Origin of the sequence: Pseudomonas sp. S30_BP2TU TE3576, assembly GCF_050436025.1 — a bacterium.
In the GTDB taxonomy this organism is placed as follows: Bacteria; Pseudomonadota; Gammaproteobacteria; order Pseudomonadales; family Pseudomonadaceae; genus Aquipseudomonas.
The window spans coordinates 3,795,446-3,821,420 of sequence record NZ_JBNDLK010000001.1 but is presented as its reverse complement, the minus strand read 5'-3'; the positions used below and the strand labels follow the sequence as shown (position 1 = coordinate 3,821,420).

The 25,975-nt window shown below is 59.1% G+C and carries 21 protein-coding genes and 1 tRNA gene; 14 read left to right on the top strand and 8 right to left on the bottom strand.

Annotation, left to right across the window (positions count from 1 at the left end):
• Positions 1 to 113 precede the first annotated feature (113 nt).
• Positions 114 to 3,860 carry a bifunctional diguanylate cyclase/phosphodiesterase gene (locus ABIA48_RS17330; RefSeq protein WP_429490210.1) on the top strand — a complete coding sequence of 1,249 codons (3,747 nt, stop codon included), beginning with the start codon at positions 114 to 116 and terminating at the stop codon, positions 3,858 to 3,860.
• A 15-nt stretch (positions 3,861 to 3,875) separates the two neighbouring features.
• A tRNA-Ile gene (locus tag ABIA48_RS17325) sits at positions 3,876 to 3,952 on the top strand.
• Between the two features lie 160 nt (positions 3,953 to 4,112).
• Here the strand turns inward: ABIA48_RS17325 and ABIA48_RS17320 are convergent.
• Genes ABIA48_RS17320 through ABIA48_RS17310 form a run of 3 tightly spaced genes read right to left on the bottom strand, consistent with a single transcriptional unit; the run spans position 4,113 to position 6,278 of the window.
• Positions 4,113 to 4,784 (bottom strand): serine/threonine protein phosphatase, encoded by a 672-nt coding sequence (locus tag ABIA48_RS17320; RefSeq protein WP_429490208.1) that lies wholly within the window; start codon positions 4,782 to 4,784, stop codon positions 4,113 to 4,115.
• Complete coding sequence (locus ABIA48_RS17315; protein WP_429490206.1) at positions 4,781 to 5,482, bottom strand: hypothetical protein; 702 nt, start codon at positions 5,480 to 5,482, stop codon at positions 4,781 to 4,783. The genes ABIA48_RS17320 and ABIA48_RS17315 overlap by 4 nt, the downstream gene beginning before the upstream one ends.
• Position 5,483: 1 nt before the next feature.
• Complete coding sequence (locus tag ABIA48_RS17310) at positions 5,484 to 6,278, bottom strand: MarR family transcriptional regulator (protein WP_429492880.1); 795 nt, start codon at positions 6,276 to 6,278, stop codon at positions 5,484 to 5,486.
• Between the two features lie 527 nt (positions 6,279 to 6,805).
• On the opposite strand from ABIA48_RS17310, the gene ABIA48_RS17305 reads away from it, so the two are divergent.
• Positions 6,806 to 7,126 carry a DUF3077 domain-containing protein gene (locus tag ABIA48_RS17305; protein WP_429490204.1) on the top strand — a complete coding sequence of 107 codons (321 nt, stop codon included), beginning with the start codon at positions 6,806 to 6,808 and terminating at the stop codon, positions 7,124 to 7,126.
• 89 nt (positions 7,127 to 7,215) lie between these two features.
• Here the strand turns inward: ABIA48_RS17305 and ABIA48_RS17300 are convergent, their stop codons facing one another.
• Entirely contained in the window at positions 7,216 to 7,896 is a 681-nt protein-coding gene (locus ABIA48_RS17300; RefSeq protein ID WP_429490203.1) for a peptidase M41, read from the bottom strand.
• A 173-nt stretch (positions 7,897 to 8,069) separates the two neighbouring features.
• Here ABIA48_RS17300 and ABIA48_RS17295 point away from each other — a divergent pair, with 173 nt between their 5' ends.
• From ABIA48_RS17295 to ABIA48_RS17250, 10 genes are all read left to right on the top strand, one after another.
• A complete protein-coding gene (locus tag ABIA48_RS17295; protein WP_007980298.1) occupies positions 8,070 to 8,531 on the top strand; it encodes an Lrp/AsnC family transcriptional regulator in 462 nt (153 codons plus the stop codon).
• 231 nt (positions 8,532 to 8,762) lie between these two features.
• On the top strand, positions 8,763 to 10,445 hold the full coding sequence (locus tag ABIA48_RS17290; protein ID WP_429490201.1) for a flavin monoamine oxidase family protein: 1,683 nt from the start codon (positions 8,763 to 8,765) through the stop codon (positions 10,443 to 10,445).
• A gap of 12 nt (positions 10,446 to 10,457) precedes the next feature.
• Positions 10,458 to 11,252, top strand: a complete 795-nt coding sequence (locus ABIA48_RS17285; RefSeq protein WP_429490199.1) for a carbon-nitrogen hydrolase family protein — start codon at positions 10,458 to 10,460, stop codon at positions 11,250 to 11,252.
• A gap of 38 nt (positions 11,253 to 11,290) precedes the next feature.
• Complete coding sequence (gene pqqF, locus ABIA48_RS17280; protein ID WP_429490197.1) at positions 11,291 to 13,720, top strand: pyrroloquinoline quinone biosynthesis protein PqqF; 2,430 nt, start codon at positions 11,291 to 11,293, stop codon at positions 13,718 to 13,720.
• 158 nt (positions 13,721 to 13,878) lie between these two features.
• The gene (gene pqqA, locus ABIA48_RS17275; protein WP_003444522.1) at positions 13,879 to 13,953 is read left to right on the top strand and encodes a pyrroloquinoline quinone precursor peptide PqqA; all 75 of its coding nucleotides are present in this window, start codon (positions 13,879 to 13,881) and stop codon (positions 13,951 to 13,953) included.
• Between the two features lie 81 nt (positions 13,954 to 14,034).
• On the top strand, positions 14,035 to 14,946 hold the full coding sequence (gene pqqB / locus ABIA48_RS17270) for a pyrroloquinoline quinone biosynthesis protein PqqB (RefSeq protein ID WP_429490195.1): 912 nt from the start codon (positions 14,035 to 14,037) through the stop codon (positions 14,944 to 14,946).
• Between the two features lie 136 nt (positions 14,947 to 15,082).
• Positions 15,083 to 15,835, top strand: a complete 753-nt coding sequence (gene pqqC / locus ABIA48_RS17265; RefSeq protein WP_429488640.1) for a pyrroloquinoline-quinone synthase PqqC — start codon at positions 15,083 to 15,085, stop codon at positions 15,833 to 15,835.
• A complete protein-coding gene (gene pqqD, locus ABIA48_RS17260; RefSeq protein ID WP_008051583.1) occupies positions 15,832 to 16,107 on the top strand; it encodes a pyrroloquinoline quinone biosynthesis peptide chaperone PqqD in 276 nt (91 codons plus the stop codon). The genes pqqC and pqqD overlap by 4 nt, the downstream gene beginning before the upstream one ends.
• The gene (gene pqqE / locus ABIA48_RS17255; protein ID WP_429490193.1) at positions 16,079 to 17,251 is read left to right on the top strand and encodes a pyrroloquinoline quinone biosynthesis protein PqqE; all 1,173 of its coding nucleotides are present in this window, start codon (positions 16,079 to 16,081) and stop codon (positions 17,249 to 17,251) included. The genes pqqD and pqqE overlap by 29 nt, the downstream gene beginning before the upstream one ends.
• Complete coding sequence (locus tag ABIA48_RS17250; RefSeq protein WP_429490192.1) at positions 17,217 to 19,043, top strand: S9 family peptidase; 1,827 nt, start codon at positions 17,217 to 17,219, stop codon at positions 19,041 to 19,043. Before pqqE ends, ABIA48_RS17250 begins: the two co-directional genes overlap by 35 nt.
• 141 nt (positions 19,044 to 19,184) lie before the next feature.
• Here the strand turns inward: ABIA48_RS17250 and ABIA48_RS17245 are convergent, their stop codons facing one another.
• A complete protein-coding gene (locus ABIA48_RS17245) occupies positions 19,185 to 19,343 on the bottom strand; it encodes a YqaE/Pmp3 family membrane protein (RefSeq protein WP_003228885.1) in 159 nt (52 codons plus the stop codon).
• A 205-nt stretch (positions 19,344 to 19,548) separates the two neighbouring features.
• Positions 19,549 to 20,832 carry an aspartate aminotransferase family protein gene (locus ABIA48_RS17240; protein ID WP_429490190.1) on the bottom strand — a complete coding sequence of 428 codons (1,284 nt, stop codon included), beginning with the start codon at positions 20,830 to 20,832 and terminating at the stop codon, positions 19,549 to 19,551.
• A gap of 169 nt (positions 20,833 to 21,001) precedes the next feature.
• Between ABIA48_RS17240 and ABIA48_RS17235 the strand changes: the two genes are divergently transcribed.
• A complete protein-coding gene (locus tag ABIA48_RS17235; RefSeq protein WP_429490189.1) occupies positions 21,002 to 21,931 on the top strand; it encodes a LysR family transcriptional regulator in 930 nt (309 codons plus the stop codon).
• Between the two features lie 228 nt (positions 21,932 to 22,159).
• On the opposite strand, the gene ABIA48_RS17230 is transcribed toward ABIA48_RS17235, so the two are convergent.
• A complete protein-coding gene (locus ABIA48_RS17230; RefSeq protein ID WP_429490187.1) occupies positions 22,160 to 23,938 on the bottom strand; it encodes an acyl-CoA dehydrogenase C-terminal domain-containing protein in 1,779 nt (592 codons plus the stop codon).
• A gap of 175 nt (positions 23,939 to 24,113) precedes the next feature.
• Entirely contained in the window at positions 24,114 to 25,910 is a 1,797-nt protein-coding gene (locus ABIA48_RS17225; protein ID WP_429490185.1) for an acyl-CoA dehydrogenase C-terminal domain-containing protein, read from the bottom strand.
• Between the last annotated feature and the right edge of the window lie 65 nt (positions 25,911 to 25,975).

The window sequence follows — 25,975 nt, the reverse complement described above, 5'->3', positions numbered from 1 at the left end:
CCGGCCCAGGCCGGGGGTTTTGTTTTGTGCAGATTAAATCCCCCCGCAACGCCCCTTACGCTCTATAGCCCGTCTACACTCGAAACATTCCCCCGAGCCATAACGAGACCGTTATGCCCAGACTGCCGACCGTGATTTTTTTACTGTCGCTGATGACCTGGACCGCAACGGCTGGCGCTCTGACTCTCACTGACGATGAACGTAGCTGGCTGGCGGCTCACCCGGACCTGCGCCTGGGTGTAGATGCGTCGTGGCCGCCCTTCGAGTTTCGCGACGATGAGGGCCGCTACCAGGGCCTTGCTGCGGATTACATCGAGGTTATTCGCAAAAGGCTGGCAACCCGGCTCACCCCCATCGAGCCAGCGAGCTGGACCGCCGTCCTGGAACAAGCCAAAAAGGGCAAACTGGACCTGCTGCCGGGCATCATGTCGACCCCTGAACGCCAGAAATACCTGTCGTTCACCCGCCCCTATCTGGACTTTCCGATTGTCATCCTGGCCCATGTCGGGGGCCCCCAGCCACATAACCTGCAAGAGCTGTACGGCCTGAAAATCGCCGTGGTGGAAAACTACGCGCCCCACGAGCTGCTGCGCAGCCACCATCCCGACTTGAACCTGGTGGCGATGCCCAACGTCAGCTCGACGCTACAGGCGCTGGCCACCGACGCAGTGGACGCCGTGGTGGGCGATCTGGCTTCCAGCGTCTGGAGCCTGCGCCAACTCAAGCTCGACGGGTTGTATGTCAGCGGTGAAACCCCCTATCGCTATCAACTGGCCATGGCTGTACCCCGCGACAACAAGATGCTGGTCGGCATTCTCGACAAAGTCCTGGCGGACATGAGCCCCGCTGAAATCAGCGCCATTCAGCAGCATTGGGTTGGCAACGTCCTCGATCATCGAACTTTCTGGAATGACCTGTTGGTGTATGGACTGCCCGGATTGCTGCTGCTGACCATCGTGCTGGCGGTGGTTATCCGCATCAACCGCCGCTTGAGTTCGGAAATCGCCCGCCGGGTCGACCTTGAACAGGAACTGCGCAGCAGCGAGTACCACTACCGTGGTCTGGTGGAGAGCCTGTCAGCCATCGCCTGGGAAGCAAAAGTCACCGATTTCACCTACAGCTATGTATCGCCCCACGCCGAAGACCTTCTCGGTTATCCCCTGTCCCATTGGCTGATTCCGGGCTTCTGGCGCAACATCATTCACCCCGCCGACCTGACCCGCGCCCAAACCTTCTGCGATCACGAAGTGCTGGCCGGGCGCGATCACCGCCTCGACTACCGGGTGATCACCGCCGACGGCCGCTGCCTCTGGGTGCGCGATATCGTCAGTTTGATCGAACACGGGCATGAACCGGTGTTGCGCGGTTTGATGATCGATATCACCGACGCCAAGCGCACCGAAGAAGCGCTACGCCTGTCGGAACAGAAATTCGCTTCGGTGTTCCAGCAATGCCCGGACATTCTAGTGATCGCGCGCCTGAGCGACGGTTGCCTGCTGGAAGTCAACGAAGCGTTCGAAGAACAGATTGGCCTCAAGGCCGGGGACGTCATTGGCCAGACCGCCACCGACCTGAACATCTGGGGCATTCCTGGCGTTGGACCGGGCCTTTTGCAACGTTTGCAGGCCGGCAGCATCCGCAACCTGGAAATGCCCTTTCGTCGCAGCAACGGCCAGGTGTTTACCGGCCTGATCTCCGCCGAACCGTTCAACCTCGACATGACGCCGGCGCTGGTGGTCGTCGTGCGGGACATCACCCAGCTCAAGGAAACCCAGCAACAGCTGCAAACATCCGAAGAAAAATTCGCCAAGGCCTTCCATGCCTCTCCCGACGGTTTGCTGCTGTCGCGGCAAAGTGATGGCTTGCTGTTGGAGGTCAATGAGGGCTTCAGCCGCATCACCGGGTTCAACAGCGCAATGTCGGTGGATCGTTCGGTGCTGGACCTGGGGATTTGGGTCAACCTCAATGAACGCAAGCAAATGCTCGACCTGCTGCACCGGGACGGTTTTGTCCGCGACTTCAGTTGCCATATCCGCCGCAGCGACGGGCAGATCCGCCTCTGCGAAGTGTCCAGCCGCCCACTGCCGATTGGCGATGAGGACTGCATGCTGACCATCGCACGGGACATCACCGAGCGGCACCTGATGCAGGAAAAACTGCAACAAGCCGCCACCGTGTTCGAAAGCACCGCCGAAGGCGTGTTGATCACCGATACCCAACAACACATCAGTGCGGTGAACCGTGCATTCACCGAAATCACCGGTTACAGCGAAAACGAAGCGCTGGGCCATACGCCGCGCCTGCTCGCTTCGGGCCTGCATGACAGCGCGTTCTACGCAGCCATGTGGCACCAATTGACCGCCGAAGGTCATTGGCAAGGCGAGATTTCCAATCGACGCAAGAATGGCGAGCTGTATCCGAGCTGGCTGACCATCAGTGCCGTGCGCAACCGCGACAAGTTCATCACCCACTTTGTCGCGGTGTTCGCCGACATTTCCAGCCTCAAGCATGCACAGGCCAAACTCGACTACCAGGCGCACCACGACCCGCTGACTGGCTTGCCGAACCGCACGCTGTTCGAAAGCCGCTTGCTGACTGCGCTCAACAACCAGCAGGAAAACGGCAAGCAGGGCGCGGTGTTGTTCCTCGACCTTGACCGCTTCAAGCACATCAACGACAGCCTCGGCCACCCGGTCGGCGACTTGCTGCTCAAGGGCATTGCCGTACGCCTCAAGGAGCAGCTGCGTGACATCGACACCGTGGCGCGCCTGGGTGGTGACGAATTCATCATTCTGTTGCCGGGCCTGCAGCAACCCAGCGATGCCGACCACATCGCCACTAAACTGCTCAACTGTTTCACCGCCCCCTTCCAGGCCGGCGAACACGAGTTTTTCATCAGCGCCAGTATCGGCACCAGCCTCTATCCGAGGGATGGCTGCGACGTTGCCACACTGATCAAGAACGCCGACGCTGCGATGTACTGCTCCAAGGCCAAGGGCCGCAACCGGGTCGAAAGCTACACCCGCGACCTCACCGCCCAGGCCAGTGAACGCGTGGCGCTGGAACACGAACTGCGCCGCGCCATCGAACGCAACGAGTTGCACCTGTGTTACCAACCGAAAATCAGCCTCGACGACTACAGCCTGGTCGGCGCCGAAGCCCTGATCCGCTGGCGCCATCCGACCTTTGGCGACGTGCCCAGGGAACACTTCATCCCGCTGGCTGAAGAAAACGGCATGATCCTGCAAATCGGTGACTGGGTTCTGGAAACCGCCTGCCGGCAGATGTCCGAATGGCACCAGTTGTACGAGGGTCTCGGCCCGCTGTCGGTCAACCTGGCCGGCGCCCAATTGCGCCAACCCAACCTGCTGGGCCGTATCGAACAGTTGCTCAAGGACAACGGCCTCAACCCCGGTTTCCTGCAACTGGAGATCACCGAAAACTTCATCATGAGCCAGGCCGAAGAAGCGCTGGCGGTGCTGCATCAACTCAAACAACTGGGTGTGCAATTAGCCATCGACGACTTCGGCACCGGTTACTCGTCCTTGAGTTACCTCAAGCGTCTGCCGCTGGACATCCTCAAGATCGACCAGTCCTTCGTCCGTGGCCTGCCGGACGACCCCCACGATGCGGCGATCGTACGCGCCATCATCGCGCTCGGACGCAGCATGCAATTCACCGTGATTGCCGAAGGGGTCGAGACCCTGGCGCAACAGCAATTCCTCGCCGCCGAGGGTTGCGAGCAAATCCAGGGCTACATCGTCAGCCTGCCCCTCCCCGCGGACGAATTTGCCGCGACGTTTCTTCGTACAACCGTAATGGCTTTTTCGGATGGCACAGTAGCGAAACCGTCGTTATAATCCGCGGCCTACTGAGGGCCTATAGCTCAGTTGGTTAGAGCAGAGGACTCATAATCCTTTGGTCCACGGTTCAAGTCCGTGTGGGCCCACCAAACAAGAAAGCCGCGTTTATACGCGGCTTTTTCGTGTCTGGTCGGGGGGGAGCGACTGGAACTCTTCAGTTGGAATAACTTCAGCCCCATTTCAAGCCCTTCGGCCACTTCATACGCAGCTGGCGCGCACCAATGAAAAAACCGGCCAACTCGCAATGTTCTACAGCTTCACATCAATCCAAGTCACATCATCGTCTACATCGGTGATTTCAATGGCAGGAACTGCAAGCACGTCATCCTGCCGAGCATCGGTCAGCTCCGCCCAAAAGCCATCCGTTGCGAACACCAGGCGTTCGCCTGCAGCCACTGAACGGAAAACAAAATCTGGATCCGGGGAACGGTTGGCCTTATAGCAACGGGTAATCAGATTGCGGGCCGGATCAAGCGCCAGCTCCCGATGTGATCGGTCACGCTTCCAGTTCGCCTTGCAATGCGGCGGTGTGAACCACTCGATTCCAGCCTCCGCGCTGGCAAAGCCACATGAGCAGTCACCCTCATATGCAAGGGTGAGCTGCCCATGAGAAACAACACCGACCAGGTAGCTTGTTGTACCGGTCTGCCTGGTAAAAAGGGGGGTGTGTAAATCTGTAAGTACAGACCTTAGCAGCTGCTCGACGGCACTATGAGTAGAATCTTCAACACCTTGATTGATAAGGGCCTGGTAGGCATCCATCACTGCTTGCACAAATCCATGGGCCAATTGGCCACTACCTGGATGCGAGGTGCCATCCACGACAACAAACAGCCCTCTGACGCCATCGACTACCGCGCCAGCGTAATCATGGTTGGCTTCCCGGGCTTGCCCTTTTACCGATCTGATTTCGTATCTCATGCGAGCAGGCTCAGATCCTTCATACGCTGATGGATGAGCATGCCACGAGCGGGGTTTGCCCGAACCGAGCCTGAGCTTTGAATCGCATAGTCGATGCCACTGAGCCTAAACAGGTCGCCAACTCCCTTGGCGATGAACTGCAACAATTCAGTCTCCGCCCCTCTGACCTCCTCCAACAGCTCCGGACGCCCATCAATCAGGATAACGATGTCCTCGACATCCTTGTGATAAGGATCGCCTTCTCCGCGACCGCTGAAGGCTTCCAGCTTCGTAGCAAGAAAGTAAGTCGACTTGAAGATCTGTATCTCTAGACCACTTGGTAGCGCGAACTTCACAGCTTGAGCGAGCCCTTCCACGAACCAGCGGTTCGCATAGCCGAGAACAGCCGGATCTGAAGGCATCACGTCGACGATGACATCGTTGAAACGAAATCGACAGTTGACCTCGTCCTCCCCTGTGATTTTGAATTTTTTGGCAGCCAAGCGTTCTGTGAGGCGTTGCCAGGCACTGACACCAGCCAACTCGATTACCAAGTCAACATCATCAGTAAACCGGATGTCATCCATGACAGCGGTGTCGGTCACCAGCATTGCCGTCGTGCATCCACCAACAAAGGCAACTTCAGCCAATAAATCTTTGCCCAGACCTTCAGCCACATACTCGATCAGCTCGTAATTGTGGTCAGCATTTGATGCCATCTTATTTCAGCCCCATCCCTGCCTTGAGTATGTTGACTGCTACTGCGCACTCTCTCGGTCCACCAACGCGGATCGCATCAACGAGCGCCAAGTAATGATAAAGCGTCCTGTCCTTCTTCACCGCGTCTGGAACGGTTTTGTAGAGCGGCTCAATCGCCTGACCGCGCTCACTCCCAAAAGCATCAGGCCAAACTGGAATGAGCCCACCAGCGCTTTTGAGGTTCTTGGACAGCGCTGGCGCTGCAAAGCCGGTGGGAATGCCTCGAACAATTGCACCTAGTTTTACCGGGTAAAAGTATTTGAGGGCATGCTCCGTGATTTTCACGAGCTCTCGGCGATTCACCTTCGGGAGAGAGGTGTCGTAGTCGTTGGTGAGCAACCCCGCCTCACGACACCGTGCCATTGAGTTCGAAACCTCACTTTTACTCAGGCCAAGAGATGCCGAGAGTGCACGCAAGGAGTAACTTTCAATCCAGCTTGACACTTGGGGGGACGGAACCGCGTCCGACCACCCCTCCCACTTGTCTGCATCACCCATGGGGGTATCGAGCTCCTGCACGCGATAAACCGTGTCTTCAGGATCAGGATTGTGAGCAGCCAATGCGCGCGCCACCGGATCGCCAGCCACCATTGATGGGCTCACACTGGGTTCCAGTAGCGTTTCAAATAAATCCGCCATTGACTCCGATTCCATTCTTCCAAATAGCTTCTCCTCCTGCGCGTGCAGGCTAGCCATTTTAAAAAGAAGCAAAATATCTTGACTCTTCATGAACTCAAAAAGCCCCACTGTCCACATTCCATAAAACGTGGACACTTGTCGCATAAGGAAAAGTTTACAGTCAAGCCATTTTACGACCACCCTGATTATCGTGCTGGTACTCAATGAAGGCTGTGCGACCGACCTGGGCTTACACGTCAAACTAAAAATCCGCGTTCAGATGCGGCTTTTTCGCCTGATTATTTAGTTTTGTTTACTTAAGGTGTCGAAATATCGGATGACGCCTTAGGACCTTGTAGGCAAACTCCGAATCTTGCTTTTGGGCACTTTGCCGCCTTGTTGCGCTTTTCTTTGACGGGATAGTCTCCGGCTGTCGCTGACCATTCAGCGATCGGGCTTGGAAACCCGTCGGATCAAATCGCAACAGTATCCCTGCCACAATTCCAGTCGTTTTTACGACTTCGAAATATGTGTTATGGCAGCTGTGCGTGGGACGCTTTCGGGCGTGCCGGTTTCCTTGATCCCCGGTTTTCCAACCTGCGTACAGCTGCAACCCATTCGCTTGGAAACGAACGTGGCGGCTCCTTGGATTAAGGAGTTACATCATGACCAAACCCATCTCGTCCGATCCTTCAGAACTAAAAACCGTCGGATTCACCCCCTTCCTGTATCTCTCGAATCAACCGCTATTCCACGTCTGCCGCGACGTCCCCATCGCCGACGCCCTCACCCAAGCCTCCGACCTGCTATACCTCGCCAAGTCCCTGACCGTCGACGCCGCCTACGCCCAAGACTCCGACCGCCACGCCTGGGCCGCGCATTACCTGACGACGATGAGCAAAGCGGTGATTGATGATGTGGTGAAGGTGCTGACGCGGCGGCCTGTTCAATCGAGAAAGGAAGCAGCCCCATCGAAAAACGCATAATCACGGCAGAGTTGAAAATTCCCAAAAAGGAACCGAGCGTTCCCTTTTTGGGACCGATAGAGCCAGCCTCTTCGACTCTTCTCCCTACGTTATTTCCAGTGCTGAACGGCATCACTGCGGCTTTCAGCCCAAACACCCAGCGAAGGTATGGCCTGCACTGCCCGCAGCCGCTCCAGCATTTGCCCCGTCAACACGACCTCATACGTATCCGCCGCCCGCCCCCACTGCTCCACGAGAGCCATGCTGTCCACTAGCGCCGCAGCCAATTCGGCAATCGTTTCGGCCTGATCCTCTATGATTTTTTGAGTCCGGTCCCACACCCGTTCCATCATCGCTTTAAGCTGCGCCGCTATTCGTTCAGACGACGTGGGATCGGTATCCGGGTAGGCGAGGTTGCGCAGCAGATGCTGAAGCTCCCTGATTTTTGCGTAATCCTGTTCCGCCCCCTGTTCACCTTTGAGGATGGCTGTGGCTTTCGATTTATCGACGCGTTTCACGGCGGTATGTTTTGAAGGGAGTGTCTGCGCCATCGCACCCGCCAAAAGGACCATCATCCGGGCTTCCAGATGTTCCTTCATGGCTTCTATCGAAAAAATCGAACGCGCCAAGCTGATGGACGCCCCACCTTGATGCCTCAAATCCATGGTCACCGTCAGGTGCACACCCCCCGTTTCGAACCCCAGGGCTCTGGCCACAACGTAGTGGCCCATTTCGTGATGGGCGATCTGCAATGCACGGTCCCGTACAGCGGCAGGCAGTTTCGTCGTCATGTCCTTCCCTCGCACCCTCGACTGCATTAATCCTAGCCGAATTGCGCACACCCTCTTTCGGCCATTCAACAGCAAAAAAGCCGCGCAATCCGTCCGCTCGACGACCACAAGCGCCCCATCGAACGAGCCTGTAACATGCTGCACCATTGATTCGCGCCAATGGAGATAACCCTTTGCCTGACACTCGCCCACCTGTCCTCGATGAAATCGACCGCCAGTTGATTGCCGCCCTGCAAATCAACGCCCGCGAGAGCGTGGCCATGCTGGCCCGGCAACTGGGCATCGCCCGCACCACCGTTACTTCACGCCTGGCGCGGCTGGAAAAAGCCAAAGTGATCACCGGTTACGGCGTGCGCCTCGGTCAGCGAGTGGTGGATGGCGGGTTGCAGGCGTATGTCGGGATCACTGTGCAACCGCGTTCCGGCAAGGAGGTGCTGCGACGGCTGAGCGCGATGGCGCAGGTGCAGCAGTTGTGTGCGGTGAGTGGCGAATTTGATTATGTGGCGTGGTTGCGCACCGATTCGCCGGAGCAGCTGGATCAGTTGCTGGATCAGATTGGCAGTGTGGACGGGGTGGAGAAGACCACGACCTCGATCATCTTGAGCAGCAAGATTGATCGGGGGCAGCCGGTTTGACATTCCAGTTCAGGTTTCATGGGTGTCTGAGCTGACGCCATCGCGAGCAGGCTCGCTCCTACAGGGGATCTGATTGTCACTCTGATTCAACAATACGTCATATTGACCAAAAAAATGGCAAAACGACGACACTTTGCGTCTTATTAACGTGTTCTGTGCTCTCTAGAATGGCTGGCATCTTTTCCTATACTCAGATGCGCATTCCGCGTCGGGTCGCCAGCAAGGTCAGCCATGAACAAGAACAATCGCCATCCCGCAGACGGTAAGAAACCAATCACCATTTTCGGTCCGGACTTTCCCTTCGCCTTCGACGACTGGATCGAGCACCCGGCTGGCCTGGGCAGCATTCCCGAGCACAATCATGGTGCCGAAGTGGCGATTGTCGGTGGCGGGATAGCCGGCCTGGTGGCCGCGTATGAGTTGATGAAGCTGGGGCTGAAACCGGTCGTCTACGAAGCCTCGAAAATGGGTGGCCGTCTGCGCTCCCAGGCATTCAACGGCGCCGAAGGCATTGTGGCTGAGCTCGGTGGCATGCGTTTTCCGGTGTCCTCTACCGCGTTTTATCACTACGTCGACAAGCTCGGCCTGGAAACCAAGCCGTTCCCCAACCCGCTGACCCCCGCATCGGGCAGCACGGTGATCGACCTCGAAGGCCAGACTCATTACGCACAGAAGCTGTCGGATCTTCCCGCACTGTTCCAGGAAGTGGCTGACGCGTGGGCCGATGCCCTGGAAGCCGGTTCGCAGTTCTCGGATATCCAGCAAGCCATTCGCGACCGCGACGTGCCGCGCCTCAAAGAACTGTGGAACACCCTGGTGCCGTTGTGGGACGACCGCACTTTCTACGACTTCGTCGCCACCTCCAAGGCGTTCGCCAAGCTCTCGTTCCATCACCGCGAAGTGTTCGGCCAGGTCGGTTTCGGCACCGGCGGCTGGGACTCGGACTTCCCTAACTCAATGCTGGAAATCTTCCGTGTGGTGATGACCAACTGCGACGATCACCAGCATCTGGTGGTCGGCGGCGTGGAACAGGTGCCGCAAGGCATCTGGCGCCATGTGCCGGAGCGTTGCGCGCACTGGCCCAAAGGCACCAGCCTCAGCTCCCTGCACAACGGCGCACCACGCACTGGCGTGAAGAAGATTGCCCATGCACCAGGTGGCCGTTTCGCCGTCACCGACAACTGGGGCGACACCCGCGAATACGCCGCGGTACTGACCACCTGCCAGAGCTGGTTGCTGACCACCCAGATCGAATGCGACGAAACCCTGTTCTCGCAAAAGATGTGGATGGCCCTGGACCGCACCCGCTACATGCAATCGTCGAAAACCTTCGTGATGGTCGACCGCCCGTTCTGGAAGGACAAGGATCCGGAAACCGGCCGCGACCTGATGAGCATGACCCTCACCGATCGCCTGACCCGTGGCACCTACCTATTCGACAACGGCGACGACAAGCCAGGTGTGATTTGCCTGTCGTACTCGTGGATGAGCGACGCGCTGAAAATGCTCCCGCAGCCGGTGGAAAAACGCGTGAAACTGGCGCTGGATGCACTGAAAAAGATCTACCCGAAAGTCGACATTGCCGCACGGATCATCGGCGACCCGATCACCGTGTCCTGGGAAGCCGACCCGCATTTCCTCGGCGCGTTCAAAGGCGCCCTGCCCGGCCACTACCGCTACAACCAGCGCATGTACGCGCACTTCATGCAGGACGACATGCCAGCCGAGCAGCGCGGGATTTTCATTGCCGGTGACGACGTTTCGTGGACGCCAGCCTGGGTTGAAGGCGCAGTACAGACCTCGCTCAACGCAGTGTGGGGGATCATGAAACACTTCGGCGGTGCAACTCATGCCGAGAATCCGGGTCCAGGAGATGTGTTCAACGAGATCGGACCGATCGCCCTGCCCGAGTAAGAGGAATCCGAGATGCGCGTAGCCCTTTACCAATGTCCACCGTTGCCGCTGGATGTCGCCGGCAACCTGCAACGCCTGCAACAACTGGCACTGGAGGCAAAAGGCGCCGATTTGCTGGTACTGCCGGAGATGTTCCTGACCGGCTACAACATCGGCGTCGATGCCGTCAGCGTGCTGGCAGAGGTGCATAACGGTGAGTCGGCGCAGCAGATCGCGCGCATTGCCAAGGCTGCCGGGATCGCTATTTTGTATGGCTATCCCGAGCGCACCGCCGACGGGCAGATCTACAACGCCGTGCAGTTGATCGACGCCAATGGCGAGCGCGTGTGCAACTACCGCAAGACACACTTGTTCGGCGACCTCGATCACTCGATGTTCAGCGCTGGCGCGGACGAGTTTCCCATCGTTGAGCTCAACGGCTGGAAACTCGGCTTCCTGATCTGCTACGACCTGGAATTTCCGGAAAACGCCCGACGCCTGGCCCTGGGCGGTGCCGAGCTGATTCTGGTGCCGACCGCGAACATGATTCCGTTCGATTTCGTCGCCGATGTCACCGTGCGTTCCCGCGCCTTCGAAAACCAATGCTATGTGGCTTACGCCAACTACTGTGGCGATGAAGGCGACATCCACTATTGCGGCCAGAGCAGCATTGCTGCGCCGGATGGCAGCCGTATCGCTCAGGCGGGACTGGATGAATCGCTGATTGTCGGTGAGCTGGATCGACAGTTGATGGTCGATTCCCGTGCCGCCAATCGCTACCTGATCGATCGTCGTCCCGAGCTTTACGGCGAGCTGAACAAGTCCTAATCCGCTAGCATTGGCACTTCACTGTTCTGGAAGTGCCCATGCCCGCGCTGAATCACCCTCGCCCCCACACTGAAACCCTGGCCAACGGCTTGCGGGTGACGCTGCGTCATGCCCCGAATTTGAAGCGTTGCGCAGCAGCGTTGCGGGTCGCCGCAGGCAGCCATGATGTGCCGCTGGCGTGGCCCGGCCTGGCGCATTTTCTTGAGCACCTGCTGTTTCTGGGGACTGAGCGTTTTCCTGCCGGGCAAGGGTTAATGGCCTACGTCCAGAGTCATGGCGGCCAGATAAACGCGCGAACCAGCGAACGCACCACGGACTACTTTTTCGAACTGCCACCCCAGGCGTTTGCCGGTGGGCTGGAGCGTCTGTCAGACATGCTCGCCCATCCGCGTATGAATCCGGACGATCAGCAGCGGGAGCGCGAAGTGTTGCAGGCGGAATTTGTCGCCTGGTCGCAGGATGCTGCAGCGCAGCAGCAGTTTTCTTTGTTCAACGGGCTTGGTGAGGCTCATCCATTGCGGGGTTTTCATGCCGGCAATCGCGACAGCCTGCCGCTGCAGCAACCCGAGTTTCAGCAGGCGCTGCAGGATTTTTATCAGCGGTTTTACCAGACCGGGCAAATGACCCTGAGCCTGGTCGGGCCGCAGAGCCTCGATGAATTGAAGGCGATGGCCGAAGCCTTTGGCAGCGTCATTGCCAAAGGCCAAACAATCACTCAACACCCCCCGGTGCCGCTGATGGATGCGTCGGCCAACCGTTATCAACAGGCTGGCGAGCGAAGACTGGACCTGCTGTTTGCCCTCCAGGCACTGCCCGATTTCTCTGCGCAAGCGCTGGCGTTCCTGTGCCACTGGCTGAATCTGGCAAGGCCCGGCGGCCTGCTGGCAGACCTGCGCGAGCGCGGGCTGGCCGATAACCTGAAAGCTCAACCGCTGTACCAGTTCGCCGGGCAAGCCTTGCTGCATATCGAATTCACCCTGCCCGCCGCGGCCTCGGCAACAGGCATCCGTGAACGCCTGATGGACTGGCTCGGTTTTTTTGCCAAACAAGACTGGAACCGATTGCGCGAAGAATACGCAACCCTGCTCCAGCGCCAGCAGCAAGTCAGCAGTGCCTTGCAACTGGCCCGGCTGGACAGCGAACAGCGCGAAGCCGGGTTGCCAGAGCAGGGCGTTACAGCCCTCAAGCAAATCCTCCAACAAATCGGAGCTGTGGATAACTTCAGTGGCCCATGGCAATTGCCCGCCCCCAATCCTTTCCTGCGCAGCGAAGCACCGGCACCCAACGCCGGATTAATTCGCGGCCAGACCAGCGCCCATCGAGGCCTGCGCACTTTTGCCCAGGATCGCTCGCGCAGCCGTCGTGAACGTTCGCCAATGCAATTCAGCCAGGCATTCCCGGACAACGGTGCCGAAGGTGCGATTTATCTGCGCTGGCGCCTGGACTCGACTCCCGGCGGCAACCTTCAAACACGGCTGGAAAATCACCTGCTTGCGTTACGAGAAGACGCGCATCAGGCCGGCGTGGACTTTTCCTTCAGTGCGTCGGGCAACGAATGGCTGCTGAAACTGAACGGGCTACAGGAGCCGATGCCCACCGTCCTGGAGCATGCGCTGAAAGAACTGACAAAACCTGATGCCGCTGTCTCACCATCAGAATCGACGAGCGTTGCGTTAATGCCGATTCGACAACTGCTCAAAGCATTGCCCGATCACTGCCTTGGGCACACCGCGAACTCGGATGACGTGCAGCAACTCTGGTCGAGTGCGCGCTGGGACGGGCTGGCCATCGGGTTATCGGCTCAGACTCAAGCGGCCATGGGATTGGCTTTGAGCCGTATACCCGGCACGCCGGACAATCAACTGACGGCGCCAGCTTCGATCCATTCACAACGTCTGTGGAGCAATGTCGATACCGCCTCCAGCGAGCACGCGCTGCTGCTGTTCTGTCCGACAGCCACCCAGGAAATGGCCGACGAAGCCGCGTGGCGTTTGCTCGCGCACGTCTGTCAGACGCCGTTCTACCAGCGCCTGCGGGTGGAGCTGCAACTCGGCTATGCGGTGTTCAGCGCCCTGCGGCAGATTCACGGGCAAACCGGGTTGCTGTTTGGTGTGCAATCGCCAAGCGTTGCGCCGATGGACCTGCTGCAACACATCGAGCAGTTCCTGAATCGATTGCCGGAACTGATCAACGCGCTCGACGACACCACCTTCACCGCTCAACGCCAGGCCCTGGCGGATCAGTTTTCCAGCGCCACGCTCACCATGGCCCAAGCGGCCGAATTGCTCTGGCAGGGCAAACTGGCCGGCCGCTCGTCGGATTATCTGGCGCAATTACCCGAGGCCATTTTGCAGATCGACCCGGCCGCGCTATTGGCTGCGACCCGGCGCCTGAATCAGGCCGAGGGTGGCTGGCGCTGCTTGTCCAGCGCGGTTAGCCCGGGTGAGCCATGGCAAGCGACAAAATGATCATTACCGGGGCGGTAAGGAGCTTTCTCAAAGTTTCACGGGCAATCTCTTTGAAATTTTGAGTAACATAGCCACCTAACTATCTGGAACATCTCTGACTTGAGGTGGACTATATCTATAGATAGCGCTGTCCCACCCTACCTGAAGGAGTTCAATTTATGGCTTGGACCAAACCTGCCTACACCGACCTGCGTATCGGCTTTGAAGTCACCATGTACTTCGCAAGCCGCTAATCTCTACCTTGGTAGATGTGCAGCACAACGCCTCGGTTATCCGAGGCGTTTTATTTTCAGCGTTGAAATGATGGAGCGTCCATGTTTGTCCAGATTCTAGGTTCCGCTGCCGGCGGCGGCTTCCCCCAGTGGAACTGCAACTGCGTGAACTGCGCAGGCTTTCGCAACGGCAGCCTGCGGGCCAAGGCGCGGACGCAATCGTCCATCGCGATTTCCGATGACGGCTTGAACTGGGTGCTGTGCAACACCTCCCCGGACATTCGCGCCCAACTCCAGAGCTTCGCCCCGATGCAGCCTGGCCGCGCCCTGCGCGATACCGGGATCGGCGCGATCATCCTGATGGACAGCCAGATCGATCACACCACCGGCCTGCTCATGCTGCGCGAGGGTTGCCCGCATCAGGTCTGGTGCACCGACATGGTCCACGAAGACCTGAGCAGCGGCTTTCCGCTGTTCAACATGCTGACCCACTGGAACGGCGGGCTGAACTGGAACCGGATCGAGCTCGATAAAGGCTTCACCATCCCCGCCTGCCCGAACCTGCGCTTCACCCCGCTGCCTTTGCGCAGTGCCGCGCCGCCGTACTCGCCGCACCGCTTCGACCCGCATCCGGGCGACAACATCGGCCTGATCGTCGAAGACCTCAACACTGGCGGCAAACTGTTCTACGCACCGGGGTTGGGCAAGATTGATGCACCGCTCCTGGAAATCATGGCCGGTAGCGATTGCCTGTTGGTGGATGGCACGTTGTGGGACGACGATGAAATGCAGCGTCGTGGCGTCGGCACCCGCACCGGGCACGAGATGGGCCACCTGGCACAAAACGGCCCCGGCGGCATGCTCGAAGTGCTGGAACAACTGCCCACGCAGCGCAAGGTGCTTATCCACATCAACAACACCAACCCGATTCTCGATGAAGATTCGCCGGAACGGGCGGAGCTGGATCGGCGCCAGGTTGAAGTGGCGTATGACGGCATGAGTATTGTGCTGTAGCGGAGGGCCCCTTCGCGGGCAAGCCCGCTCCCACAGGGATTGTGTACGCCACAAATCCAATGTGGGAGCGGGCTTGCCCGCGAAGGCGTCCGACCAGACACCAAAGATTTCAACGGTTGTGCACCGGAGAACCGCAATGACCGACACCCCGATGTCCCCCGCCGAATTCGAAGCGGCCCTGCGCGCCAAGGGCGCCTACTACCACATCCATCACCCCTACCACGTGGCGATGTACGAAGGCCGCGCCACCCGCGAACAGATTCAGGGCTGGGTCGCCAACCGCTTTTACTATCAGGTGAACATTCCGCTGAAGGACGCCGCGATCCTCGCCAACTGCCCTGACCGCGAGATCCGCCGCGAGTGGATTCAACGCCTGCTGGACCACGACGGCGCGCCCGGTGAAGACGGCGGCATCGAAGCCTGGCTGCGTCTGGGCCAGGCCGTAGGCCTCGACCCGGACCAGCTGCGCTCCCAGGAACTGGTGCTGCCCGGCGTGCGCTTCGCCGTGGACGCCTACGTCAACTTCGCCCGCCGCGCCAGTTGGCAGGAGGCCGCCAGCAGCTCCCTGACCGAGCTGTTCGCCCCGCAAATCCACCAATCGCGCCTGGACAGTTGGCCCCGGCATTACCCGTGGATCGACCCGGCCGGATACGAGTATTTCCGCACGCGCCTGCGCCAGGCACGGCGTGATGTCGAGCATGGTCTGGCGATCACGCTTGAGCACTACAAGACCCGGGAAGGCCAGGAGCGCATGCTGGAAATTCTCCAGTTCAAACTGGACATTCTTTGGAGCATGCTCGATGCCATGAGCATGGCCTACGAACTGAATCGCCCGCCGTATCACAGCGTGACCGGGGAGCGAGTCTGGCACAAAGGAATCACCTTATGAGTTTCGATCGCAGCAAGACCCCGACCTGGCGTCCCGGCTACCGCTTCCAGTACGAACCGGCGCAGAAAGGCCACGTGCTGCTGTACCCGGAAGGCATGATCAAACTCAACGAAAGTGCCGCACTGATCGGTGGCTTGATTGACGGTGAACGGGATGTCGCGGCGATCATCGCCGAACTCGACCAACAGTTCCCCGGCGTGCCCGAGCTCGGTGACGACATTGAGCAATTCATGGAGGTTGCCCGTGCGCAGCACTGGATCGAACTTGCCTGATTCTTCAGTGCAAGTACCGCCCAAACCGGAAGTCGGTCTGCCACTGTGGCTGCTGGCCGAGCTGACCTATCGCTGTCCGCTGCAATGCCCGTACTGCTCCAATCCGCTGGATTTCGCCGAGCAAGGCAAAGAGCTGAGCACCGAACAGTGGATCAAGGTGTTCCGCGAAGCGCGGGAAATGGGTGCGGCGCAGCTGGGGTTTTCCGGTGGTGAACCGCTGGTGCGTCAGGACCTCGCCGAGTTGATTACTGAAGCCCGCAAACTGGGTTTCTACACCAACCTGATCACCTCCGGCATCGGCCTGACCGAGCAGAAAATCAGCGACTTCAAGAAGGCCGGCCTCGATCATATCCAGATCAGTTTCCAGGCCAGCGACGAGCAGGTGAACAATCTGCTGGCCGGTTCGAAAAAGGCCTTTGCGCAAAAACTGGAAATGGCCCGGGCGGTGAAGGCCCACGGTTATCCGATGGTGCTGAACTTCGTGACCCATCGGCACAACATCGACCAGATCGACCGCATCATCGAGCTGTGCATCGCACTGGAAGCGGACTTCGTCGAGCTCGCCACTTGCCAGTTCTACGGCTGGGCGCAACTCAATCGCGTCGGGCTATTACCGACCCGGGAGCAACTGGTGCGCGCCGAACGCATCACCAATGAATACCGCGCCAAACTGGAAGCCCAAGGGCATCCATGCAAGCTGATTTTCGTCACCCCGGACTATTACGAAGAACGCCCGAAAGCCTGCATGAATGGCTGGGGCAGTATTTTTCTGACGGTCACGCCAGACGGAACCGCCCTTCCCTGTCACGGTGCCCGACAGATGCCGGTGCAGTTTCCCAACGTGCGCGAGCACAGCATGCAGCACATCTGGTACGACTCGTTCGGCTTCAATCGCTTTCGTGGTTACGACTGGATGCCCGAACCGTGCCGCTCCTGCGACGAGAAAAAAAAAGACTTCGGCGGCTGCCGCTGCCAGGCGTTCATGCTCACCGGTGATGCCAGCAACGCCGACCCGGTGTGCAGCAAGTCGCCACAACACGGCGTGATCCTCAAGGCTCGCGAAGAAGCCGAACACGCAACCCAGACCATCGACCAACTGGCCTTTCGCAATGAACGAAATTCACGCCTCATCGCCAAAAGCTGAACCTTTCAGCGCTGCCAAAGCCGTAGCCGCCGGTATCGACTTTGCCGAATTGCAGGTCGGTCAACAGGGCCTGTTCTGGAACGAGTACCGCCCTGAAGACGCGGCGTGCCGGATCTGGCATTGGCACCACGGTGCAGCGAAATGTCTGACGCCGCCGGAGTTCAGCGCGCGCAGCCGGGTGTACGAATATGGCGGCGGAGCGTTTTGTCTGACTGACAACGGTATCGTTTTCGTCAACGAGGCGGATCAGCAGCTGTATCGGCAAGCACTGCAAGGCGAATCGCCCGAAAGGCTGACGTTTGGTGTGTGCCGTTATGGCGATTTACAGTTCGCCAATGGGCAGGTGCTGGCCGTCGAGGAGCGTCGCGATCAACACCGACTGGTGGCAATCGATCTGCTGGATGGCGCACGTCACCTGCTGGCCGAAGGTGCTGATTTTTACGCCGCGCCGACGCTGAGTCCTGATGCCCGGCGTCTGGCCTGGATCGAATGGGATCACCCGGATCAGCCATGGACAGCGACTCGTTTGATGGTTGCCGAACGCCAGGCCAATGGCGATTTTGCCAAGGCTCGTTGTGTGGCGGGTAACGACGCTCAAGAGTCGGTGCAACAACCGCGGTTTGATGCCGGCGGTCGCTTGTATTGCCTGACGGATCGCGCGGGGTACTGGCAGCCCTGGATGGAATCTGACAAAGGCCTGGAGCCATTGCCGAGTGCCGCCGCCGACCATGGCCCCGCGCCCTGGCAACTCGGTGGCAGCACCTGGTTGCCGCTGGGCGACAATAGTTATCTGGCCAGTTGGACCGAAAATGGGTTTGGCCGATTGGGCGTATGCGGCGATTCCAGCGCAGACTTTACCGGCGACTACAGCCGTTTCCGCCATCTTGCCGTGGATGAGCAGTTCATCTATTGCATCGCGGCGTCGCCCGTCAGTTCAACCGCAGTCATCGCCATCGACCGCCAGAGCCGGCACGTGAAAGTACTGGCCGGCGGCATTGCCCCCCTTCCTCCCGAACAAATCAGCCGCCCGCAAACCTTGCGCTACCCGAGTGGTTCAGGCGAAGCACACGGCTTCTTCTACCCGGCGATGACCGGCGAGGAGAAACCGCCATTGGTGGTGTTCATCCATGGCGGCCCGACGTCGGCGTGCTACCCGATGCTCGATCCACGCATCCAGTTCTGGGCTCAGCGCGGCTTCGCCGTGGCCGACCTCAACTATCGCGGCAGCAGCGGCTATGGCCGGGCCTATCGCCAGGCGCTGCACCTGAGTTGGGGCGATGTTGATGTGCAAGACGCCTGCGCCGTGGTCAGTTACCTCAACCAGCGCGGCTTGATCGACGGCGACAAGGCTTTCATCCGCGGGGGCAGCGCCGGCGGCTACACAACCCTTTGCGCCTTGGCCTTTCACAACGTGTTCCGCGCCGGCGCCAGCCTGTATGGGGTCAGCGACCCGGTGGCGCTGGGGCGCGCGACCCACAAATTCGAAAGCGACTATCTGGATTGGTTGATCGGCGATCCGCTGCTGGATGCCGAACGCTACGCCGCTCGCACACCGCTGCTGCATGCAAACAACATCCGCGTGCCGATGATCTTCTTTCAAGGAGAACTGGATGCCGTGGTCGTCCCGCAGCAGACCCGCGATATGGTCACGGCGCTGCAGGACAACAACATTCTGGTCGAAGCGCATTACTACGCCGATGAACGCCACGGTTTCCGCAAGGCCGGTAATCAGGCCCATGCGCTGGAGCAGGAGTGGTTGTTTTATCGGCGGGTGATGGGGCAGGTGGACTGAGGTCTGCGCACAGTGCTGAAATTATGGCGCCCCCTTCGCGGGCAAGCCCGCTCCCACAATTAATCGCGTTCCTTTGGGAGAACTCGGTTGAATGTGGGAGCGGGCTTGCTCGCGAAGGGGGCCGACCTACCGCCGCGAAATTCAGCGCTTGGCGATGATGTACACCGCATGCACGATCCCCGGAATGTAACCGCACAATGTCAGCAGAATATTCAACCAGAACGCTCCACCGAATCCTACTTGCAGAAACACACCCAGTGGCGGCAACAGGATGGCGATGATGATGCGAATAAAATCCATGGGGCAGCTCCTGATTGGGGTCGACTCGTTCGAGCCCTACAGCTAATCGACCCGTGCCGTTTGTCAGGGTTCAGTCCCTCTACTCCAGAGCTCCGCCCCTTCATTGAATTTCGCAGACAAAAAAACGCCTCACGCCAAAAGAATCAGGCGTGAGGCGTGCGTTTTACCGCGAGACGGTTCGGAAATACGTGTAGGGCGCGTCTGATCAGACGGCGATCCCTTTGCGGCACTGCAATTGCGCGGTGCGTACTCGGGAGAAGGCGCGCGCCAGGCGCAGGAGCATTTCGTCGATGTTGGCGTTGCTGACATTAAGCGCAGGGGTAAAACGCAAGCAGTCGGGTTGTGGGGCATTGAGCAGCAGGCCTTCGTAGAGCGCGGCCTTGACTACCGCGCCGGCGGAATCGTCCGACAGCGTCAGTCCCCAGAGCAGCCCTTGTCCGCGCAACTCGCCGTGACCGTAACGATGGGCCAAACGCCCCAAACCTTCACGCAGGTGCTGACCGGCTTCTGCGACGTGTTTGAGGAAGCCCTTGTCCCGCACCGTATCGAGCACCGAAAGTCCCGCAGCGGTCATCAGCGCATTGCCGTGATGAGTGCCGGTTATCTCGCCCGTGTCGAAACAGCAAGCCTTGCCCCGCGCCAGCAACGCGGCCAATGGCACCCCGCCGCCCAGCCCTTTGCCGAGAACGACGATATCCGCCGTTACGCCGTAAGACTGCTCCGCGAGCAAGGTGCCACAACGACCGATGCCGGTTTGCACTTCGTCGAAGATCAGCAAAATGCCGAGTTCACGACACAAGCGTTCGACGCCCTTGAGGTAATGCGCGGTGGCCGGGATCACGCCGGCTTCGCTCTGGATCGGCTCGAGCATGATCGCTACGGTCCGTTCATCGACCGCCTCATGCAACGCTGGCAGATCATTGAATGGAACATGGCTGAAGCCCGGCAATTGCGGCTCGAACCGGTTGATCAATGCCGAACTGTCCGACGCCGAAATCGTCGCCAGGCTACGACCATGGCAACCGTTGTTGGCGACAATGATGCGCGACGCACCGCCGCGATGCTGCTGACCCCATTTGCGCGCCAGTTTGATCGCCGCCTCACAGGCTTCGCTGCCGGTATTGAGCAGGTAAGCCTGATCACTGCCAGTGCTGGCACACAGTTGCTCGGCGAGGCTGAGCATGCCGCGGTTATGCAGGCCGAATCCCGGATTGATCAGCGATTGCGCCTGGGCGGTGATTGCGTTGACCAGTACCGAAGGACTGTGACCAAGGCTGTTGGCCCCGCCTCCCTGGGAAAAATCCAGATAGGCACGGTCATCGCTGTCCCACAACCATGAACCCTGACCACGCACAAACACCTGTTTCGGCCGCTCGACACTGGGCATCAAGTACTCGCTGGAAAGGTTACTGCCTTGGGTTGGCAGGGAGGCGTCCATGACCAGATCGTCAAGGCTGGGAGGACTGCGACGCAGACTGAACAGATTCAACTGAAAAAACCTCTTTTGAGGTTTTTTGCCTTACCTATGTAAACACCATCGAAGCAAACGGTATTCATCGCGCTCTGTGGCCCTGTAAGCCCTGTGAATGCGGTTAGACTAGGCTCAGACGAGGCATTCAGCCATTTCGATTTCCCAGCATTTTCGATAAGTAATACTTATGGATTTCAAGCAACTGCGTTATTTCGTCGCGGTCTATGAAGAAGGCCACGTGGGCCGGGCCGCCGAGCGCCTGTCCATCTCTCAGCCGGCGCTGTCCCAGCAAATCCGCCACCTCGAGCAAAACCTCGATGTGAGCCTGTTCGAACGCAGTAGCAAACGCCTGTTGCCGACCCTCGCGGCCCACACGCTGTACAACCACGCCCAGCCTTTGCTCGATGGTCTGCAACGAGCGCGGGAAGCGCTCGGCAACTTCAAGGGTCAGGCGTTGCGCACCTTGGCCATTGGTGTGTTGCAGACCGTGCATACCAGCCTCGTTCCGCAAATGCTCGAGCGGGTGCGCAAGGCGCAGCCGCATCTGGTGGTGCAGATTTATGAACTGACCGGCCTGGAAATCGAGCGGCGACTGCTCAACGGCTCTCTGGATATTGGCATCAGCTACCTGCCACCTCGTCAGCCTGGCTTGCATGGCGTGATGCTGTACGAAGATGAACTGACCCTGGTCATCCCGGCGAAACATCCGCTGCGTGAATTCAAGAAAGTGTCCATGAGTCAGGCTGCCGAGTTGCCGATGTTGCTGTTGGGCGAGGAATTTCAAATAAGGCAGATCTTGCAGGCACAACTGGCAAACCTCGGACGACGCCCGCAGGTGCAAGCCGAACTGAACAACATGGCCGGGATTCTCGACAGCCTGCCGCACACGCGCCTGGCGACGGTGTTGCCCGGACGCTCGCAAAAGACTCATGGCAATTACGAGTTGCTATGGAAGCCCCTGAGCGAACCACGAGTGCCGCTGAAAGTCGGTTTGGTATGTCGGGATGTGCAACGGCAGCAGGCTTCGCTGGCATTGCTGCGGACCTTGCTGGAAGAAGTGATGACTGGCCCGGATGATCGCCTGAACAGTGCACAGGCCCTGGATGGACCGAGCTGAAAACTTTTCTTCGGGCAAAAGAAAACCCCGCCGAAGCGGGGTTTTTGCAGACTGTTTCCCTGACATCCATTTCACTCCGCCGTCCTGGCAGAATCCTACGTGTCCCTGTTGTTGCTTTGCGCTTCCTGCGCTACGTCCATGTGAAGTAGATTAGCTGTGGATCCAATTTGCATCTATGGGAGAACAGCAGCACGTTATGTAAGAGAATGCTTACAAGACATTACTTCCTCAGAATTGTCCTGCGTCCAGCAGGAACAACGATTCGCTACCGGCCTTCACCGACGCGCTCAACGAGTGAATGCGCGGCAACAGACGGGCAAAATAGAACCGTGCCGTACCCAGTTTGCTGGCGTAGAAATCGTCTTGCGCTTCCTTGCCAAAAGCTGCCTTGGCCATCAGAGCCCACATGTAGGCGTAAGCCGTGTAACCGAACACCTGCAGATACTCGACCGACGCCGCGCCGATTTCGTTCGGATTGGTCTTCGCTCGGTCAAGCAACCACGCGGTCAGTTCATCCAGAGTGGTCACTGCATCGTTCAGTGGCTTGGTGAACTCTGCGAGGTCTGCACTGGCTGTGGCCGTGAAGTGACGAATCTCGTCAGCGAAGAGATTGTAGAACGCCCCGCCGCTACCCACGATCTTGCGCCCGACCAGGTCCAGCGCCTGAATGCCGTTGGTGCCTTCGTAGATCTGGGTGATGCGTACGTCGCGTACCAATTGCTCCTGGCCCCACTCACGGATGTAACCGTGGCCGCCGAAGACCTGCTGGCCGTGAACGGTGGTTTCCAGGCCCAGGTCGGTCAGGAACGCCTTGGCCACCGGGGTCAACAACGCCACCAGATCTTCCGCACGCTTGCGGGTGGCGGCGTCTTCGCTGAACTTGGCGGTGTCCAGTTGCATGGCCACGTAGGTGGAAAACGCACGGCCCCCTTCGTTCGAGGCTTTCATGGTCAGCAGCATGCGACGCACGTCCGGGTGGACGATGATTGGGTCAGCCACTTTGTCCTTGTTCTGCGCGCCAGTCGGCGAACGGCTTTGCAGACGGTCACGGGCGTATTCCACGGCGTTCTGGTACGAGCGCTCGCCAGTGGCCAGGCCCTGAATACCGACGCCCAGTCGCTCGTAGTTCATCATGGTGAACATGGCCGCCAGGCCTTTGTTCGGCTCGCCGACCAGGTAACCCACGGCTTCATCGAAGTTCATCACACAGGTCGCGGACGCCTGGATACCCATTTTGTGTTCGATCGAACCACAGTTGGCCGGGTTGCGCGCACCCAGGCTGCCATCGGCATTGACCATGAACTTGGGTACCAGGAACAACGAAATGCCTTTCGGCCCCGCCGGTGCATCCGGCAGCTTGGCCAGCACCAGGTGGATGATGTTTTCGGTGAGGTCGTGTTCGCCACCGGTGATGAAGATCTTGGTGCCGCTGACCTTGTAGGAACCGTCGGCCTGAGGCTCGGCCTTGGTCCGAATGATCCCCAGGTCGGTACCGGCGTGTGGCTCGGTCAGGCACATGGAACCGGCCCAGATACCGGCGTACATGTTCGGCAGGTACGCCGCTTTCAGCTCTTCGCTGGCGTGGGCGTTGATCGACAGGCAAGCGCCGGCGGTCAGCATCGGGTACAGACCGAACGACAGGCTGGCGGAGTTGACCATTTCTTCGACCTGGGCCGAAACGGCTTTGGGCATGCCCATGCCGCCGTAGGCAGGATCACCGCCGACACCGACCCAACCGCCTTCAGCGTAGGTCTGATAGGCCTGTGGGAAACCTGCCGGCGTGGTGACGGCACCGTCCGCCCAATGGCAACCTTCTTCGTCCGCGGCACGGCTCAGTGGTGCGATGCTTTTGCTGGTGACTTTGCCGGCTTCTTCCAGGATGGCTTCGACCGTTTCTGCATCGACGGTTTCAGCCAGTGCAGGCAGTTCGGCCCAGAGTTTGGCGACCTCGAAAACTTCATTGAGGACGAAGCGCATATCGCGCAGGGGCGCTTTGTAGTCAGCCATGGCAAACCTCGCAAGATCTATACAGGTGATTCACAGGAAGAGTGTTTTCGTTGGGTCGGAGTGTACCCCAACAACTTTTGTGACACATAGGGTCAGCTCATGACCGTTTTGTAATTTTTAGTCATCAACAAAAAAGCCCGCACAAGGCGAGCTTCTTTGTAGCGGATTTACATGACTAAAGCGCGAACAGCTCCGCCGGCAGTTGCATCAGACAATCGCTCCCCGCTTCGATGGCCGCCCGATGAGCGGCAGTGCGTGGCAACAGGCGCTTGAAGTAAAACTCGTTGGTCGCCAGTTTGCCCCGACAGAAGTCGCCATCGCCATTGCCGGCATCAAGCTGCGCCTGAGCCACGAGCGCCATGCGCAGCCACAGGTAGCCGAGGATGATGTAACCGCTGTACATCAGGTAATCCACCGACGCGGCACCGACTTCGTCCGGGTTTTTCATCGCCGCCATCCCGACCTTGACGGTCAACTCACCCCACTGCTGATTCAGTTGATTGAGCTGTGCCACGTACCCGGCCAATTGTGGATGCTCGGCGTTCGCCACGCAGAACTTGTGGACGATTCTGGTGAAGCCGCGCAGCAACTTGCCCTGACTGCCGAGTACCTTGCGCCCAAGCAAGTCCAGCGCCTGAATGCCGTTGGTGCCCTCATAGATCGGCGCGATCCGGCAGTCACGCACCAGTTGCTCCATACCCCATTCGCGAATGAACCCGTGGCCGCCAAATACCTGCATGCCGTGGTTGGTCACTTCCAGGCCGGTATCGGTCATGAAGGCTTTGCAGATCGGCGTGAGGAACGCCAGCAAGTCTTCGGCGTCCTGACGCGCCGTTTCATCCGGACTCAGGTGCGCCACGTCCAGTAACTGCGCGGTGAAGTAGGTCAGCGCGCGGTTGCCCTCGTTGAAGGCTTTCATGGTCAGCAACATTCGCCGCACATCGGGGTGCACGATGATCGGGTCGGCGGCTTTCTCCGGCGCTTTCGGGCCGGTCAGCGCGCGCATCTGCAAACGGTCGTTGGCGTATTTGATCGCGCCCTGGAAGCTCGCCTCGCCCAGACACAGACCCTGCATGCCGGTGCCCAACCGCGCGTGGTTCATCATGGTGAACATGCAGTTCAGGCCCTTGTTCGGCTCGCCGATCAAGAAACCCTTGGCCGCGTCGAAGTTAAGCACGCAGGTGGCCGAGGCCTTGATGCCCATCTTGTGTTCGATCGAGCCGCAGGACACGCCATTGCGCTCACCCGCTTCGCCCGTCGCGTCGGGCAGGAACTTGGGCACGATAAATAACGAAATGCCCTTGGTCCCGGCCGGTGCGTCCGGCAATTTCGCCAGCACCAGATGAATGATGTTGGCGCTCATGTCGTGTTCGCCGGCCGAGATGAAGATCTTGCTGCCGGAGATCGCATAGCTGCCATCGGCCGCAGGCACGGCGCGGGTCTTGATGATGCCCAGGTCAGTGCCGCAATGGGCTTCGGTCAGGCACATGGTGCCGGTCCATTGGCCAGCGGTGAGCTTCTTCAAATAGGTCTGCTTTTGCTCCTCGGTGCCATGGGCGTGGATCGCCGACATCGCACCGTGGGTCAGGCCGGGGTACATGCCCCACGAGGTGTTGCTGGAACCCACCATCTCGCCGATGACCAGGCCCAGAGAGCTCGGCAGCCCTTGACCGCCGTAAACCGGATCCGCCGCCAGGCCATGCCAGCCACCCTCGACATATTGTGCGAATGCCTGCTTGAAGCCCGCCGGCGTGGTGACCACGCCATTGTCGAAATGGCAACCCTCTTCATCGCCGCTGCGGTTGAGCGGCGACAGCACGTTTTCGCAGAATTTCGCGCCTTCTTCGAGGATCGCATTGACCATGTCCGGGCTGGCATCCGTGGCTCCCAACGCGGCGTAGCTACTGTGAAAGTCGAAGACGTGATCGATCAGAAAGCGCATGTCGCGCAAGGGAGCTTTGTACTCGGGCATGGTCATTCTCCGTCGGCAGATTTCTCCAACCTACTGCCGTCGCCCCTACCTCACAATCACTTTCC